Source organism: Micromonospora craterilacus, assembly GCF_003236315.1.
Lineage (GTDB): Bacteria > Actinomycetota > Actinomycetes > Mycobacteriales > Micromonosporaceae > Micromonospora > Micromonospora craterilacus.
In genome coordinates, this window is the sequence record NZ_POTY01000173.1 from 1 (window position 1) to 15,809 (window position 15,809).

Sequence of the window (15,809 nt, forward strand, 5' to 3'; positions counted from 1 at the left end):
GCGGGTGGGCTGTCGGGTGACGCGCCGGACACGCCGGCCAACTTGACCTCGGATCGTCGGCGGCATACGGTCGACCCCTAGATGTAGTAGTCACACGGGCGTAAGTCGCCTACAGGTTGGGTTCGACTACCGACCGCACTCCGATACCGCTGACCCGGCGGCCATCCTGCGGGGATGGTTCCGCCGTCCCGAGGCGTGCCCGGAGGCGGCCGAAGCGTACCCGTGGTCGATCAAGGAGGTCGGGCGATGCGGTGTCCGTACTGCCGGCACGCCGACTCCCGCGTGGTCGACTCGCGGGAGGCCGACGACGGCCAGCTGATCCGTCGGCGGCGAGCCTGCCCGGAGTGTGGCAAACGGTTCACCACCGTCGAGGAGGCGGTGCTCGCCGTCGTCAAACGCAGCGGGGTGACCGAGCCGTTCAGCCGTACGAAGATCATCGGCGGGGTGCGCAAGGCGTGCCAGGGCCGGCCGGTTGACGAAGACTCGATCGCGCTGTTGGCGCAGCGGGTCGAGGAGACCATCCGGGCCAAGGGGGCCGCCGAGATCCCCAGCCACGAGGTGGGGCTGGCCATCCTGGGTCCGCTGCGGGACCTGGACGAGGTCGCCTACCTGCGGTTCGCCAGCGTCTACCGATCGTTCGACTCGCTCGCCGACTTCGAGCAGGAGATCGAGACGCTGCGGGCCGCCGCGCGCGCCCGGGAGGGCGCCGGGGTCGAGGCGGCCAGCGCCGCCGGCCCTGCGCAGTGAACTTTTCGAGCAGTAGTGACAGTCGGATCACGCGGGGGGCCCGCGTGGACGAGGGGGCGGATGAGATGCCGGGGGACGGTGTGACAACAAGCAGGTCACGGAGCAAGGCGGGCGCGGGCCTGAAGGTGGAGCGGGTCTGGACCACCGAGGGGGTGCACCCGTACGACGAGGTCGTCTGGGAGCGCCGCGACGTCGTGATGACCAACTGGCGGGACGGCTCGATCAACTTCGAGCAGCGCGGGGTGGAGTTCCCGGAGAGCTGGAGCGTCAACGCGGCGAACATCGTGACCACCAAGTACTTCCGGGGCGCGGTGGGCACCCCGGAGCGGGAGTGGTCGCTCAAGCAGCTGATCGACCGGGTGGTCACCACCTACCGCACCGCTGGTGAGGAGTACGGCTACTTCGCCAACCCGGCCGACGCCGAGGTCTTCGCCCACGAGCTGACCTGGATGCTGCTCCACCAGGTGTTCAGCTTCAACTCGCCGGTCTGGTTCAACGTCGGTACGCCGTCGCCGCAGCAGGTCAGCGCCTGCTTCATCCTCGCCGTCGACGACTCGATGGACTCCATCCTCGACTGGTACAAGGAGGAGGGGCTGATCTTCCAGGGCGGTTCCGGCTCCGGTGCCAACCTGTCCCGGATCCGCTCCTCCAAGGAGCTGCTCTCCTCCGGCGGCACCGCCTCCGGCCCGGTCAGCTTCATGCGCGGCGCGGACGCCTCCGCCGGCACCATCAAGTCCGGTGGCGCCACCCGGCGCGCGGCCAAGATGGTCATCCTCGACGTGGACCACCCGGACATCGAGGAGTTCGTGGTCACCAAGGCGCGCGAGGAGGACAAGATCCGCGCGCTCCGCGACGCCGGCTTCGACATGGACCTCGGCGGCGCCGACATCGTCAGCGTGCAGTACCAGAACGCCAACAACTCGGTCCGGGTCTCCGACGAGTTCATGACCGCGGTGGAGAACGGCGGCGGCTTCGACCTGCGCGGCCGGCTCGACGGGCGGACCATCGAGACCGTCGACGCGCAGAAGCTGTTCCGCACCATCTCCCAGGCCGCCTGGGAGTGCGCCGACCCCGGGTTGCAGTACGACGACACCATCAACGACTGGCACACCTGCCCGGAGACCGGCCGGATCACCGCGTCGAACCCGTGCTCGGAGTACCTGCACCTGGACAACTCCTCGTGCAACCTGGCCTCGCTGAACCTGATGAAGTTCCTCCGTGCCGACGGGGGCTTCGAGGTGGAGAAGTTCGTCAAGAGCGTCGAGCTGGTCATCACCGCGATGGACATCTCGATCTGCTTCGCCGACTTCCCGACCGAGAAGATCGGCGAGACCACCCGCGCGTACCGGCAGCTCGGCATCGGGTACGCCAACCTCGGTGCCCTGCTGATGGCCTCCGGCATGCCGTACGACTCGGACCAGGGCCGCTCGGTCGCCGCCGCGATCACCTCGCTGATGACCGGCACGGCGTACCGCCGCTCGGCCGAGCTGGCCGGCATCGTCGGCGCGTACGACGGCTACGCCCGTAACGCCGAGCCGCACAAGCGGGTCATGCGCAAGCACGCCGCCGCGAACGACCAGATCAAGCCGACCGGCACGGTGGCCACCGCCGTGGTCCGCGAGGCCACCAAGCAGTGGACCCAGGGCAACAAGATCGGTGAGAAGAACGGCTGGCGGAACTCGCAGGCCAGCGTGCTCGCGCCGACCGGCACCATCGGCCTGATGATGGACTGCGACACCACCGGCGTCGAGCCGGACCTGGCGCTGGTCAAGTTCAAGAAGCTGGTCGGCGGCGGCTCGATGCAGATCGTCAACCAGACGGTGCCGCGCGCCCTGCGCAGCCTCGGCTACCCCGAGGAGCAGGTCGAGGCGATCGTCGAGCACATCGCCGACCACGGCCACGTGGTGGACGCCCCCGGCCTCAAGCCGGAGCACTACCCGGTCTTCGACTGCGCCATGGGCGAGCGGTCCATCGCGCCGATGGGTCACGTCCGGATGATGGCGGCGGTCCAGCCGTTCATCTCCGGTGCCATCTCCAAGACGGTCAACATGCCGGAGCAGGCCACCGTCGAGGACGTCGAGAAGATCTACTTCGAGGGCTGGAAGCTCGGCCTCAAGGCGCTGGCGATCTACCGGGACAACTGCAAGGTCGGCCAGCCGCTCTCGGCGGCGAAGCCCAACAAGGCCGCCGAGCCGGCTGCGGCCGAGGTCGAGAAGGTCGTGGAGAAGGTCGTCGAGTACCGCCCGGTGCGCAAGCGGCTGCCGAAGAAGCGCCCGTCGGAGACCATTTCCTTCTCGGTCGGCGGCGCCGAGGGCTACCTCACCGCCTCGTCCTACCCGGACGACGGCCTGGGCGAAGTCTTCCTCAAGATGTCGAAGCAGGGCTCCACCCTGGCCGGCGTGATGGACGCCTTCTCGGTGGCCATCTCCATCGGCCTCCAGTACGGCGTCCCGCTGGAGACGTACGTCAGCAAGTTCACCAACATGCGCTTCGAGCCGGCCGGCATGACCGACGACCCGGACGTGCGGATGGCCGCCTCGGTGATGGACTACATCTTCCGTCGCCTGGCACTGGACTTCCTGCCCTACGAGCGCCGTGCCGAGCTGGGCATCTTCACCGCCAAGGAGCGGGCCGCCCAGATTCAGGCCGAGGCCGAGGCCGAGGCGAACGCCGCGGACCTCACCGCGATGGCCTCCTCCGCCCCGGTGGAGACCAGGCCGGAGGAGCCGAAGGTCGGCCCGATCCTCCAGCCGGCCCTTGAGCTGGCCGACGTCGCCGCCGTCAAGCCGGCACCGTCCGTCGGCTCCAGCACCGAGTTGCTGGAGGCCGTGATCGGCAAAGCCGCCGACGCACCGCTCTGCTTCACCTGCGGTACGAAGATGCGTCCGGCCGGTAGCTGCTACGTCTGCGAGGGCTGCGGCTCCACCAGCGGCTGCAGCTGATCCACGAGTACGCGACGAGCCCCAGGCGGACACCCGCCTGGGGCTCGTCCCGTCCGGCTTCCATCCGGCGCGGCTCCTTGAGCTGAATCTTGGGGCCGAGTCGCCCTTCGGTGCATCCCGCGCTAGATCACGCTCGATCCAGGATCGAGTTGCCTTGTTGCCGCGCGGATGCCACTTTTTCCTGGATCGAGCACGGCCCCGCCCACTCGGCCGTCAGCGCATGAATGTGGAGAGGAAAGCCGACCAGGTCCGTGTTACCCGCTACCGCCGGTAGTGGTTCAGGTAGGCGAGCATCGTTTGGTCGAGGGGCTGGTCGTCGCGGCCATTGAGCCGTATCCAGATGGTGCCCTCCAGCCAGAAGCGGTAGGCAAACTCCTCGAAACTTGCCGCGCACTGCACGATCTCCATCTCGTCCGGCTCGTAGCCGGACCAGTCGTCCTCGCTCAGGCTGCCGTAGTCGACAGCCGAGTGGACGACCAGCGAATCCGCCGGGCGGAGGTAGAGATACCAGATCACGCAGTCCTGCTGGTCGCGCAGGAAGCGGACCATTCGGGCCTCGGGTTCGATCGGGCTGACTATCGGCGATTTGGACAGGTCGGTCCAGCAGCCCGTCGCGGAGGCATCATCCAACGCGTAGCTTCGCTCGGCGTCGCTGTAGAACGTGACGAAATCGTCTGGCAGTGCAAGGCGGTCCGCAGCAAGCAGCCGGTCGAGTGTCTGGAGGTGCGCAACCCCGGCGTCATCTCTGGCGCCTGGCTGGCCGAGCCAGGCGAAGGTGCCGTGCAGATCAAGCTCGGGCTGCTCGTCGAGCGGATACTCGTCGTATGTGTGGAGGCAGGGGCGAAACTCGCCGAGTTCGTGGCCGAACCAGGCGCGCCGCAACGTGACGGGCATCGAATCCTCAGGACCGGTCCGCGCTTTCGTCGGATGGCTTTCAGCGATCCTGGTCGCCATCAGTGGGGCGGTGCGGGCGTGAGGCTACTCGCCCCCGGCCCCGCCGAGGGAGTGGGCTGGTTCAGGTGGGACTGCAACTCGACGGCTAGGGCGTCCATCTGGGCGGCCGGGATGCGGTCGTCGGGGTCGGTATCGAGGTAGGCGAAGACGCGGGGTCCTCTGTGGTCGAGCGGGATGTCGGGCAAGCGGGGCACCACGTGGAAGTGGACGTGGGCGAAGCCCTCCTTCTCGGCGTACTGGATGACGTAGGTCTTCACGCAGCCGGTGACAGCGGCCAGGGCTCGGGACAGCCGGACCTGCCAGGTGCCGAGACTCGCTGCCTCGGCATCGGTCAGCTCGGCGATCGAGGTGATGTGCCGGCGTGGTGCGAGCACCAGCCAGCCCAGCAAGCGGCTGTTGAACGCGTGCACGACCCGCCAGTGTTCGTCGAAGCCCACCCGCTCCCGTGCCGGCAGCGTCTCGAAACGCTCCTCACTCCAACACACGTAACACCCCACCCCCACACGCTAGCCCTCCTCAAAAACGATCTTGGTGCGAAAGTTGCCCGTCTCTGGCACCGTGCAGGCGGGGCGGTAGGGTTTGTGGGGGCGCGCCTCCGCGCCTGACCTCCAGACCCGGCACCCACGCCGCTGGGCACTGCGGAGGCAAGGGGTTCCACGGCCTCGGGGGAGCACCGGACTGGTTGCGCGTGTCCAGCTGTTGGCCGTCGAAACCGTCGCGAGCGTGGGTCGGGCGGGTCGACGTGCCGCAGACGAGGACATCATGACCAGCGACAAGCATCTCAAGGCCCGTATCCGCGCCCGGATGGCCCGCACCGGCGAGCGCTACGCCGAAGCCCGCCGGCACATCGTGGGCACCAGCCGCGAGCAGACCGACCATGGGTACGCGCTGCGCGGCGGCGTGCACCCCGAGGCCGCCAACATCGCCAACGTCCTGCACCACCACGGGCGCGAGATCTCCGAGGCGATGGTCCTCGGCGTCGGCGGCGGCCTCGGCGCCGGTTACATCCTGTGGGAGTTCGCGGCGTACGACACCGCTGTGCTGACGCTCGGTTTCCGGCACCGGTGGAACTACCTGGACTGGACCGACGCGACGCTGACCCGGCTCGGCGTGCCGTTCCGGGTGGCGCGCACCGGCGGGGTGAAGAAGGCCCAGGCCGCGCTGGCCGCCGCCCTCGACGCCGGCCACCCGGCGATCGTGGTGCCGGACCGGCAGATCGTCGGCTACTGGCATCTTCCCGCGCACCTCGACGGCCACGGCGGCCACCAGGTCGTGGCCTACGCGTACACCGACGACGGGGTACGCCTCGACGACCGCAACCTCGGCCCGCTCACCGTCGACCGGGCCCGCCTCGACCGGGCACGGGCCCGCGTCGGCTCGTACCAGAACTGCCTGTGGGAGATTGAAGGCCCGGGCGATGCGGACCTGGCGGCGGCGGTGGTGGCCGGTATCGGCGACTGCCTCGCTGGGCTCGGTGGTTCCTCGGCGTCGTTCGCCCTGCCGGCCTGGCGCAAGTGGGCCAAGCTGGCAGCCGACCCCAAGGCGGCGAAGGGATGGACGAAGGTCTTCGCAGACGGCACCGGCCTGGTCGGCGCGCTGCTGTCGATCTGGGAGGGTGTGGAGCCGGTCGGCGCCACCGGCGGGCACCTGCGGGATCTCTACGCCGCCTTCCTCGACCAGGCCGCGGCCCTGCTACGCGCCCCCGATCTGACCGCCTGCGGCGACCGGTTCCGCGACGCGGCAGCGGCGTGGCACGCGGTGGCCGAGACCGCGCTTCCCGCCGACGTACCCGAGTACCGGCAGGTCCGCGAGCTGACCGCGGATCTCGCGGCAGCGGTCGCGCTCGGTGACGAGGGCGACGGCGAGCGCTCGGCGGCGGCCGAAGCGCTCTGGGCCGGCCGCGCGGAACTCGACCGGCGGCCACCGGTCCAACCCGACTTCCCCGCGCTGGCCGCCGCGATCGCGGCGGCCTACGAGACCGAGGCGATGGCCGTCGACGCGCTACGGAAGGCGGCCCGCGCGCTCGCGGTGTGACCTGCTTACCCGTGGTCAGCCGCTGCCCCGCGTACTCGCCGGGCCGGCAGGAGTCAGCTGGTTCGGCTGGCTGCTGCCGGCCCTGCCCGGCGGATGGTGCGGGCCTGCTGCAGGTCCCGCACTGACCACCCGCCGGTCAGGCACCACAGCGCGATGACCGGGTCGCAGATCGCGCAGCCGAACGACGAGCCGGGCAGAAACGGAATGATCGGGTTGCCGTACAGGTGGTGGACCACGTCCCAGCCGGTGTGCAGGAGCCAGCCGACGCCGATCCACCGCCACGACTCCAGCCCCCGGTACGCCACGTAGGCCAGCACCGCAACGAACGGGAACTCCCAGCCCGCCAGCCCGCCGCCGCTGAGGTACGCCGCCCCGGCCCCGGCGACCATGATCGCGTTGAACCGGCGGCGTTGTGGTTCCCGGATCAGCGAGTTGAGGCAGACGTACAGGGCGCCGACGAGCAGCGGCATGAGGATGGTCATGGCCGGTGAATCTAGGTGCGGCGACCGGCGCCGAGCAGGGGCCGGCGGGCCATCGATCGACGGGTTCTCGCCAAAATGGGCATGTGCACCGAGTGATGGTCGTCGCATACGACGGCGTGGTCCCGTTCGACCTGTCCGTGCCGATCGAGGTGTTCGGCCGCGCGCGGCTCGCCGACGGTCGCCCTGCCTACGAGGTGCGGGTTTGCGCGGTCACCGAGGAGGTGCGGGCAGGAGCGGTCGGGGTGCGGGTACCCCACGACCTGTCCGTGCTGGCCGAGGCCGACACGGTGGTCGTACCGGGGATCGCCGACCTGGACACCCCGCTGCCCGCCGCGATCCGCGACGCGCTGGCCACCAGCTCGGCCCGGCTGGTGTCGATCTGCACCGGCGCCTTCGTGCTGGCCGCCGCCGGCCGGCTCGACGGGCGGCGGGCCACCACCCACTGGGCCGCCGCGGCCGAGCTTGCCCGCAGGTATCCCGCCGTCACCGTCGACCCGGACGTGCTGTTCGTCGACGACGATCCGGTGCTGACCTCGGCCGGTGCCGCGGCCGGGCTCGACCTGTGCCTGTATGTCGTGCGGCGGGACCACGGCGCGACGGTCGCCGCCGACACCGGGCGTTGCTGCGTCATGCCGCTGGAGCGGGCCGGGGGACAGGCGCAGTTCATCGCGTACGAACCACCCGTGCCAGCGGGACATAGCCTCCAGCCACTCCTGGCCTGGATGACCGACAACCTCCACCATCCGCTCACCCTGGCCGAGATCGCCGCGTACGTCTCGATGAGCACCCGGTCGCTGAGCCGGCACTTCCGCGACCAGACCGGCACCACGCCGATGCGTTGGCTCAACCGGCACCGGGTCCGGCGAGCCCAGCAGCTGCTGGAACAGACCGACCAACCGGTCGAACGCGTCGGCGCGCTCGTCGGGTTCGCCTCGCCGACCGCATTCAGGGAGTGCTTCCGGCAACTCGTCGGCGTCAGCCCGCGCGACTACCGGGCGGCGTTCCCGCCGCCCGCCGTGAGCCAGCCCATCGATCATGCACTTTTCGTCCGGGCAGAAGCTGCAAAAGGGTCATCTCGGCGACCGGAAGTGCAAGATCCGGGGTGCCGGGCAGGGGCGCCGCCAGGGTTAGGTGAGTTCGGCGAGGCGGGTGGTGAGGAACTCCCGCTCGGCGTCGTTGTCGGCTAGTTCCAGCGCTGCCCGGTAGGCCTGGGCGGCTTCGGTGGGGCGGTTGAGCTGGCGCAGCAGGTCGGCGCGGACTGCGGGTAGGTAGTGGTAGCCGGCCAGTCGGGGGTCCTGGGCCAGTGCGTCGACGTCGGCGAGCGCGGCGGCGGGGCCGGCCACCGTCGACACGGCTACCGCGCGGTTCAGTGCGACGACCGGGGACGGCCAGCGGGTCAGCAGCGCGTCGTAGAGCTGCACGATCTGCGGCCAGTCGGTGGCGGCGTAACTGGGGGCGAGGGCGTGCAGCGAGGCGATGGCGGCCTGGAGTGCGTACCGGCCGACCCGACCGGTGCGGAACGCGTCGAGCACCAGGCGGCGGCCCTCGCCGATGGCGGTCCGGTCCCAGGCGGACCGGTCCTGCTCCGCCAGCCGGAGCAGCCGGCCCTCGGCGTCCGTGCGGGTGGCCCGGCGGGCGTCGGTGAGCAGCAGCAGCGCGAGTAGTCCGCGTACCTCCGGCTCGTCGGGCATCAGGGCCAGCAGCATCCGGGTCAGGTGCAGCGCGCGCTCCACCAGGTCGGCGCGAACCAGGTCGGCGCCGGAGGGCGCGGTGTGCCCGGTGGTGTAGAGCAGGTGGACGACGGTGAGCACGGCGTCCAGCCGCTCGGGCAGCTCGGCCGCCTCCGGCACCCGGTACGGAATCCGGGCCGCGGAGATCTTCTTCTTGGCCCGGGTCACCCGAGCCGCCATGGTTGGCTCGGAGACCAGGAAGGAGCGGGCAATGTCGCCGGTGCTCACCCCGCAGACCAGGCGCAGCGTGAGCGCCACCTGCGCCTCGCGGGCGATCGCCGGATGGCAGCAGGTGAACACCAGGCGAAGCCGGTCGTCGGGTACGGCGTCCTCGTCGGGTTCGTCCATCTCGGCCTCGTCCGGTTCCACCAGCAGGGGCAGCTTCGAGCGGAACACCTGTCGCCGGCGCAGCACGTCGAAGGCCTTGCGCCGGGCGGTGGCGGTGAGCCACGCACCGGGCTTGTCCGGTACGCCGTCGCGCGCCCACGCGCCGAGCGCGGCGACGTACGCCTCCTGGACGCACTCCTCGGCGAGGTCGAAGTCGCCGGCGACGCGCGCCGTCGCGGCGAGCACGAAGGCCCACTCGCGACGGTGCGCCTCCACCACGGCCCGCTCCGCCGCCGCGCCGTGTGCGGCCGCCCCGGCGTGCTCGGCCGGGGCGGCGTCTCCGGCCTCGGGGGTGCTGGTCACGGCGGCGGGCTGGCGGTCGCTCACTCGGCGGGCGGCGTGAACAGCGGCCGGACCTCCACCCCGCCGTGGATGGTGGCCGGGTTGAGCTTGGCGATCTTCAGCGCGACGTCCAGGTCGGGCGCTTCCAGGACGTAGAACCCGGCGACGACCTCCTTGGCCTCGATGAACGGGCCGTCGGTGACGATGTCGCCGTGCACTGCCGTGGCCGTGGTGCTCGGTTGCAGCGCGAAGCCCGTGACGATCTGCCCGCCCAGCTCCGCAACCTGCGCCGGGTAGCGCTCGAGCAGCGCCACGTAGTCGGGCGTGAGGTCCATCGGGTCGGCCGGCGCCGGCGAGTAGACAAGGACTGCGTACTGGGCCATCGGGTCCTCCTCGGGATCGTTGTCCATCCTCTGCCGTACCGACGGACCGGGCCAGCCGGAATCGACAGCGTCCCGGAAACTTTCTGCGCCAGTGGTCGCGCCCGGGGCGGGCCGCCAGCGGCGCGGTCGGTCCGTCGCCGGCTGCCTAGACTGCCCCGGATGAGCGGAGAACGACGGCCCCTGGCGGCGCGGCCGCTGACCGAGCCGCACCCGTCGCGGCTGCCGCCCGAGCACCCCGGGCGGGAGCGGATCCTCGCCGCGCACGCCGCCGCGCTGGCCGCTGGCGAGGCCGGCTACCTGGACCCGGGCACCGGGCTGTTCGTGCTCACCGCGGGTTTCCTGGCCCGTCGCGGCACCTGCTGCGGTCGGGGCTGCCGGCACTGCCCGTACGTGGGCTGACGGCGCGCGGCACTGCTCGTAGGTGAGCTGACGGCGCGTCAGGCGGCGGCGACGAAGACCCGGGAGGCGACCTCGCGGGGCAGTCGGACGCTCTCGCCCGAGCGGTCGATGGCGACGGCGTCGCGCTCCTGCGCCACCGTCACGGTGGCTCCCGGGTCGACGCCGGCCGCGTGCAGCTGCCGGAGCACCTCCGCGTCGGTCTGCACGCTCTCGCAGATCCGCCGGACGACCACCTTGCCGGTCAGGCCGGGGAAGGCCAGGTTGCGCTCGCCGTCGGCCGGCTCCGGCTCTGCCTCGCCGGGTGAGCCCAGCTCCTCCAGCCCCGGGATGGGGTTGCCGTAGGGCGAGCGGGTCGGCCGGTTGAGCAGGTCGTAGACCCGCTTCTCGACCGCGTCGCTCATCACATGCTCCCAGCGGCAGGCCTCCTCGTGGGCCTCCTCGTAGGGCATCCCGATCACGTTGACCAGCAGCAGCTCGGCGAGCCGGTGCTTGCGCATCACCGAGACGGCGGTGCTGCGGCCGAGCGCGGTGAGGCTGAGGTGCCGGTCGCCCTCGACCGTGAGCAGGCCGTCGCGTTCCATCCGGGCGACGGTCTGGCTGACGGTGGGGCCACTCTGGCGCAACCGTTCGGCGATCCGGGCGCGCAGCGGTGGCACGCCCTCCTCCTCGAGTTCGAGGATGGTGCGCAGGTACATTTCGGTCGTATCGACCAGGTCGTGAGACTTCATGGTGTCAGCGGCCCTCCGGTGATCGATGGTACCCTGCCGCACCCCCGGACGGCCGCCGCCGAACCGTCGCCCCCGGTCACCGATGGTGTTGACTGGACGCCATGTCCGGTACCGAGGATCTTCTGGTCGAGGCCGGGCGGCTCGCCGCCGAGCTCGACGGGGCCGACCCGCCCACCCTGCTCGACGTCCGCTGGCGGCTGGCCGGCCCGCCCGGCCGGGACGACTACGCGGCCGGGCACCTGCCCGGAGCGGTCTTCGTCGACCTGGACACCGCGCTGTGCGGTCCGCCCGGCCCGGCCGGCCGGCACCCGCTGCCCGACCCGGCCGCGTTGCAGGCGGCGCTGCGGGCCGCCGGGGTGCGCGCCGGTCATCCCGTGGTGGTGTACGACGGCGGCGACGGCATGTCCGCCGCCCGCGCCTGGTGGACACTGCGCTGGGCCGGGCACCGGCCGGTACGGCTGCTGCACGGCGGCTTCCCGGCCTGGCTGGCGGCCGGCCTGCCCACCAGCACCGACGAGCCGACCCCCACCCCCGGCGACGTGGCCGTCCGCCCGGGTGCCCTGCCGGTGCTGGACGCGACGGCGGCTGCCCGGCTGGCCGCGGCCGGCGACGGCGTCCTGCTCGACGTCCGGGCCGCACCCCGCTACCGGGGCGAACACGAGCCGATCGACCCGGTCGCCGGGCACATCCCCGGCGCGGTGAACCTGCCGGCGCCCGGGTACGTCACCGACGGCCGTTTCCCGGCCACCGAGGCGTTGCGGGACCGGTTCGCCGCCGCCGGGGTGGCCGCCGACGCACCCGTCGGGGCGTACTGCGGCTCGGGGGTGACCGCCGCGCAGGCCGTGCTCGCGCTGCACCTGGCCGGCCGGCCGGACGCCGCGCTCTACGTCGGCTCGTGGAGCAACTGGGTGGCCGACCCGGACCGGCCAGTGGCCACCGCCCCGCCACCCGACGCCTGACCGGTACGCGCGCCGGCCGCATGGCGGGCCCCGTGCGACGATGGGCAGATGTCCGACGACACGGTGGTGGTGTGGGACGAGTCGCTGCTCGCCTACGACCTCGGTGACCACCCGCTGGACCCGGTACGGGTCGAGCTGACCATCGCGCTCGCCCGGGAACTCGGCATTCTGCAACGACCCGGGGTGCGGCTGGTCAAGCCCGCGCCGGCCGACGACGCGCTGCTGACCCGGGTGCACGACCCGCGCTACCTGGACGCGGTCCGGATCGCCCCGCGCGACCCGCTCTTCGCCGGCTTCGGCCTGGGCACCTCGGACAATCCCGTGTTCGACGGGATGCACGAGTCGAGCGCGCTGGTCGCCGGGGCGTCCGTGACCGCCGCCGAGGCGGTGTGGCGCGGTGCGGCCCGCCGCGCGGTTAACGTGGCCGGTGGCCTGCACCACGCCATGCCGGCCCGGGCCGCCGGCTTCTGCGTCTACAACGACCCGGCGGTGGCCATCGCCCGGCTGCTCGACCTCGGCGCGGAGCGGATCGCGTACGTCGACGTCGACGTGCACCACGGCGACGGGGTGCAGCAGATCTTCTGGAACGACCCGCGAGTGCTGACCGTCAGCCTGCACGAGACCCCCCTCGCGCTGTTCCCCGGCACCGGGTTCCCCGACGAGACCGGCGGCCCGGACGCCGTGGGCAGCGCGGTCAACGTGCCGCTGCCACCGGGTGTCGCGGACGCCGGCTGGCAGCGGGCCTTCCACGCGATCGTGCCGTCGGTGCTGCGCGCGTTCCGCCCGCAGATCCTGTTCACCCAGTGCGGTGCGGACGCCCACCGCGTCGACCCCCTCGCCGACCTGCACCTCTCCGTCGACGGGCAGCGGGCCACCTACCTGGCCTTCCGGGCGCTCGCCGACGAGCTGTGCGACGGCCGCTGGGTGGCCACCGGCGGCGGCGGGTACGCCCTGGTCGAGGTGGTGCCCCGGGCCTGGACGCACCTGCTGGCGGTGGCCACCGGCGCGCCGCTGGACCCGGCCACGCTGACCCCGCCGGCCTGGCGGGAACTGGCCGCGGCCCGCCGGCCCGGCTTCGACGTGCCACTGCGGATGACCGATGACGTCGACCCCGGGTACGAGCCCTGGCAGCCCACCGGCGAGCCGGACCTGGTGGACCGGGCGATCGCCGCGACCCGCAAGGCGGTCTTCCCGCTGCTCGGCCTCGACCCGCACGATCCACGCGACTGACTACGCCGGCCGGGGGAGGGCCGCCGAGGTGACCACAGCCGAACAAGCCGTGGACGTGCTGCTCAGCGACGGCAGCACCGTCCAGTTGCGACCGATCCGCCCGTCGGACGGGCCGTCGATCGTGGCCATGCACTCCCGGTTCTCCGAGCGCACCCGCTACCTGCGCTACTTCTCGCCGTACCCGCGCATCCCCGACCGTGACCTGCAACGCTTCATCAACGTCGACCACCGGGACCGGGAGGCGTTCGTGGTGCTGGCCGGCGACCACATCGTCGCCGTCGGCCGCTACGAGCGGCTCGGCCCACAGTCGCCCGACGCCGAGGTCGCCTTCGTGGTGGAGGACGCCTACCAGGGCCGGGGCATCGGCTCGGTGCTGATGGAGCACCTGGCCGACGCCGCCCGGCGGGCCGGGATCGTCAACTTCGTGGCCGAGGTGCTCCCGGCCAACGGCCAGATGCTGCGGGTCTTCGCCGACTTCGGGTACCAGATCCAGCGCCAGTTCGCCGACGGCGTGGTGCACCTCAGCTTCCCGATCGCACCCACCGACGCGACCCTGGAGGTGCAGCGCGGGCGGGAGCACCGCACCGAGGCCCGCTCCATCGCCCGGCTGCTCGCCCCGCGCGGCGTCGCCGTCTACAGCGCCAGCGCCACCGGCCAGGGCGTCGGCGCGGCGGTGCTCGGGCACCTACGCGACGGCGGGTTCACCGGGGCGGTGGTGCCGGTGCATCCCACCGCCGCCCGGGTCGCCGGCCTGCCCGCGTACCCGTCGGCGGCCGGCGCCGGGCTGCCGGTCGACCTGGCGGTGGTGGCGGTGCCGCCGGAGTCGGCGCCGGAGGTGGTCGCCGACGCCGCCGCGGCCGGGGTGCACGGCCTGGTCGTCATCTCCGCCGGCTTCGCCGAGGCCGGCGTCGCGGGCGCCGCCGCACAGCGCGCGCTGGTCCGCGCGGCGCACGCCGCAGGCATGCGGGTGATCGGCCCGAACTGCCTGGGGGTGGCGAACACCGACCCGACCGTACGCCTCAACGCCACCCTCGCCCCCCGCCTGCCGGTGCCCGGCCGGGTCGGCATCTTCAGCCAGTCGGGCGCGTTCGGTGTGGCGCTGCTGGCCGAGGCGGACCGGCGGGGGCTGGGCCTGTCCAGCTTCGTCTCGGCCGGCAACCGGGCCGACGTCTCCGGCAACGACCTGCTGCAGTACTGGCAGGACGACCCGGCGACCGACGTGATCATGTTGTACCTGGAGACCTTCGGCAACCCGCGCAAGTTCGCCCGGCTGGCCCGGCGCATCGGCCGGGACAAGCCGGTGGTGGCGCTGGCCTCCCCGGCCCGCCCGCCGGGAGTGGGCGATTCCGTCGGCCCGGACGAGATGGCGGTGAGCGCGCTGTTCACCCAGTCCGGGGTGATCCGGGTGGACACCGTCGCCGAGCTGCTCGATGTCGGGGTGCTGCTGGCCAACCAGCCACTGCCCGCCGGGAACCGGGTCGGCATCGTCGGCAACTCCTCGGCGCTGACCGGGCTGGCGGCCACCGCCTGCGCGGCCCAGGGCCTGACCGTCGCCGTGGGCTATCCCCGTGACGTCGGGCCACGGGCCAGCGCCGCCGACTTCGCCGACGCACTCGCCGAGGCCGCCGCCGACGAGACCGTCGACGCGCTGGTGGCCCTCTTCGCGCCGCCGCTGCCCGGCCAGTTCACCGGCACCGAGGCGGATCTCGCCGCCGCCCTGCCCGCCGCGTTCACTGCCGCCAAGCCCGCGGTGGCCACCTTCCTGGTCGGCCGGGCGCCGACGGGGATGCCCTCGTATCCGAGCGTGGAGGAGGCGGTCCGCGCGCTCGCCCGGGTCACCGGGTACGCCGACTGGCTGCGCCGGCCACCCGGGGTGCTGCCCGAACTGCCGGACGTCGACCCCCTGGCGGCGCAGGCGGCGCTGCGGGTGGACGGCACCGACCCGGGAGCGCTGCTCGCCGCGTACGGCATCGACGTGGTCGAGTCGGTGCCGGTCGCCTCGGCCGAGGAGGCCGCCGAGGCGGCGGCCCGGCTCGGGTTCCCGGTGGCGCTGAAGGCTGCTGCCGGTGGGCTGCGGCACCGGCTCGACCTCGGTGCCGTCCGCCTCGACCTGCCCGACGACGCCGCCGTACGCCGGACGTACGCCGAGATGGCGGCGGCGTTCGGCGCGGACGTCCTGGTGCAACCGATGGTCCCGCCCGGGGTGGCCTGTGTGGTGGAACTGGTCGAGGATCCGGCGTTCGGCCCGGTCGTCGGCTTCGGCCTCGGTGGGGTCGCCACCGAACTGCTCGGCGACCGGGCCTGGCGGGCGGTGCCGTTGACCGACCGGGATGCCGCCGAGCTGGTCGACGCGCCACGGGCGGCCCCGCTGCTGCGTGGGCACCGGGGCGCCGCTCCAGTGGATCGCGCCGCCCTGGCCGACCTGCTGCTGCGGGTCGGGCGGCTGGCCGACGAGCAGCCCCGGGTCCGCGCGCTGACGCTGAACCCGGTGCTCGCCCGCCCCGACGGCCTCTCGGTGCTGCACGCCGCCGTCCGGGTCGGCTCCGCCACCC

14 protein-coding genes are annotated in these 15,809 nt (G+C 72.6%); 8 read left to right on the plus strand and 6 right to left on the minus strand.

Annotated elements, in window-relative coordinates:
* Positions 1-246 precede the first annotated feature (246 nt).
* Positions 247-747 carry a transcriptional regulator NrdR gene (nrdR, locus tag C1I95_RS23415; protein ID WP_111216675.1) on the plus strand — a complete coding sequence of 167 codons (501 nt, stop codon included), beginning with the start codon at positions 247-249 and terminating at the stop codon, positions 745-747.
* Positions 748-812: 65 nt separating this feature from the next.
* Positions 813-3,689 carry a vitamin B12-dependent ribonucleotide reductase gene (locus tag C1I95_RS23420; RefSeq protein ID WP_111216689.1) on the plus strand — a complete coding sequence of 959 codons (2,877 nt, stop codon included), beginning with the start codon at positions 813-815 and terminating at the stop codon, positions 3,687-3,689.
* Positions 3,690-3,950: 261 nt separating this feature from the next.
* On the opposite strand, the gene C1I95_RS23425 is transcribed toward C1I95_RS23420, so the two are convergent.
* Together C1I95_RS23425 and C1I95_RS23430 are read right to left on the minus strand one after the other, a co-directional pair.
* Positions 3,951-4,643, minus strand: coding sequence for a hypothetical protein (locus C1I95_RS23425; RefSeq protein WP_146605796.1), 693 nt, complete (start codon positions 4,641-4,643; stop codon positions 3,951-3,953).
* On the minus strand, positions 4,643-5,128 hold the full coding sequence (locus C1I95_RS23430) for an HIT family protein (RefSeq protein ID WP_158566451.1): 486 nt from the start codon (positions 5,126-5,128) through the stop codon (positions 4,643-4,645). Before C1I95_RS23430 ends, C1I95_RS23425 begins: the two co-directional genes overlap by 1 nt.
* Positions 5,129-5,405: 277 nt before the next feature.
* Here C1I95_RS23430 and C1I95_RS23435 point away from each other — a divergent pair, with 277 nt between their 5' ends.
* Positions 5,406-6,677, plus strand: coding sequence for a BtrH N-terminal domain-containing protein (locus tag C1I95_RS23435; RefSeq protein WP_111216678.1), 1,272 nt, complete (start codon positions 5,406-5,408; stop codon positions 6,675-6,677).
* Positions 6,678-6,730: 53 nt separating this feature from the next.
* Here the strand turns inward: C1I95_RS23435 and C1I95_RS23440 are convergent, their stop codons facing one another.
* Positions 6,731-7,159: a DUF6010 family protein gene (locus C1I95_RS23440; protein WP_111216679.1), complete on the minus strand. Its 429-nt coding sequence runs from the start codon at positions 7,157-7,159 to the stop codon at positions 6,731-6,733.
* Between the two features lie 83 nt (positions 7,160-7,242).
* On the opposite strand from C1I95_RS23440, the gene C1I95_RS23445 reads away from it, so the two are divergent.
* Entirely contained in the window at positions 7,243-8,346 is a 1,104-nt protein-coding gene (locus C1I95_RS23445; RefSeq protein WP_233513832.1) for a GlxA family transcriptional regulator, read from the plus strand.
* Here C1I95_RS23445 and C1I95_RS23450 read toward each other — a convergent pair.
* Both C1I95_RS23450 and C1I95_RS23455 read right to left on the minus strand, forming a co-directional pair.
* Entirely contained in the window at positions 8,287-9,462 is a 1,176-nt protein-coding gene (locus tag C1I95_RS23450) for an RNA polymerase sigma factor (protein WP_111216693.1), read from the minus strand. The two genes, C1I95_RS23445 and C1I95_RS23450, sit on opposite strands and share 60 nt — an antisense overlap.
* A gap of 137 nt (positions 9,463-9,599) precedes the next feature.
* A complete protein-coding gene (locus C1I95_RS23455; protein WP_111216695.1) occupies positions 9,600-9,941 on the minus strand; it encodes a YciI family protein in 342 nt (113 codons plus the stop codon).
* A gap of 159 nt (positions 9,942-10,100) precedes the next feature.
* On the opposite strand from C1I95_RS23455, the gene C1I95_RS23460 reads away from it, so the two are divergent.
* Positions 10,101-10,340: a DUF5522 domain-containing protein gene (locus C1I95_RS23460; RefSeq protein ID WP_111216681.1), complete on the plus strand. Its 240-nt coding sequence runs from the start codon at positions 10,101-10,103 to the stop codon at positions 10,338-10,340.
* Between the two features lie 38 nt (positions 10,341-10,378).
* Here the strand turns inward: C1I95_RS23460 and C1I95_RS23465 are convergent, their stop codons facing one another.
* A complete protein-coding gene (locus C1I95_RS23465; RefSeq protein ID WP_111216683.1) occupies positions 10,379-11,068 on the minus strand; it encodes an iron-dependent transcriptional repressor DtxR in 690 nt (229 codons plus the stop codon).
* Positions 11,069-11,169: 101 nt separating this feature from the next.
* Here C1I95_RS23465 and C1I95_RS23470 point away from each other — a divergent pair, with 101 nt between their 5' ends.
* From C1I95_RS23470 to C1I95_RS23480, 3 genes are all read left to right on the plus strand, one after another.
* Complete coding sequence (locus C1I95_RS23470; protein WP_111216685.1) at positions 11,170-12,027, plus strand: sulfurtransferase; 858 nt, start codon at positions 11,170-11,172, stop codon at positions 12,025-12,027.
* A 48-nt stretch (positions 12,028-12,075) separates the two neighbouring features.
* The gene (locus tag C1I95_RS23475; protein ID WP_111216687.1) at positions 12,076-13,257 is read left to right on the plus strand and encodes an acetoin utilization protein AcuC; all 1,182 of its coding nucleotides are present in this window, start codon (positions 12,076-12,078) and stop codon (positions 13,255-13,257) included.
* A gap of 28 nt (positions 13,258-13,285) precedes the next feature.
* Positions 13,286-15,809, plus strand: a 2,524-nt coding sequence (locus C1I95_RS23480; protein ID WP_111216697.1) for a bifunctional acetate--CoA ligase family protein/GNAT family N-acetyltransferase, incomplete at its 3' end; no start/stop codon positions are given.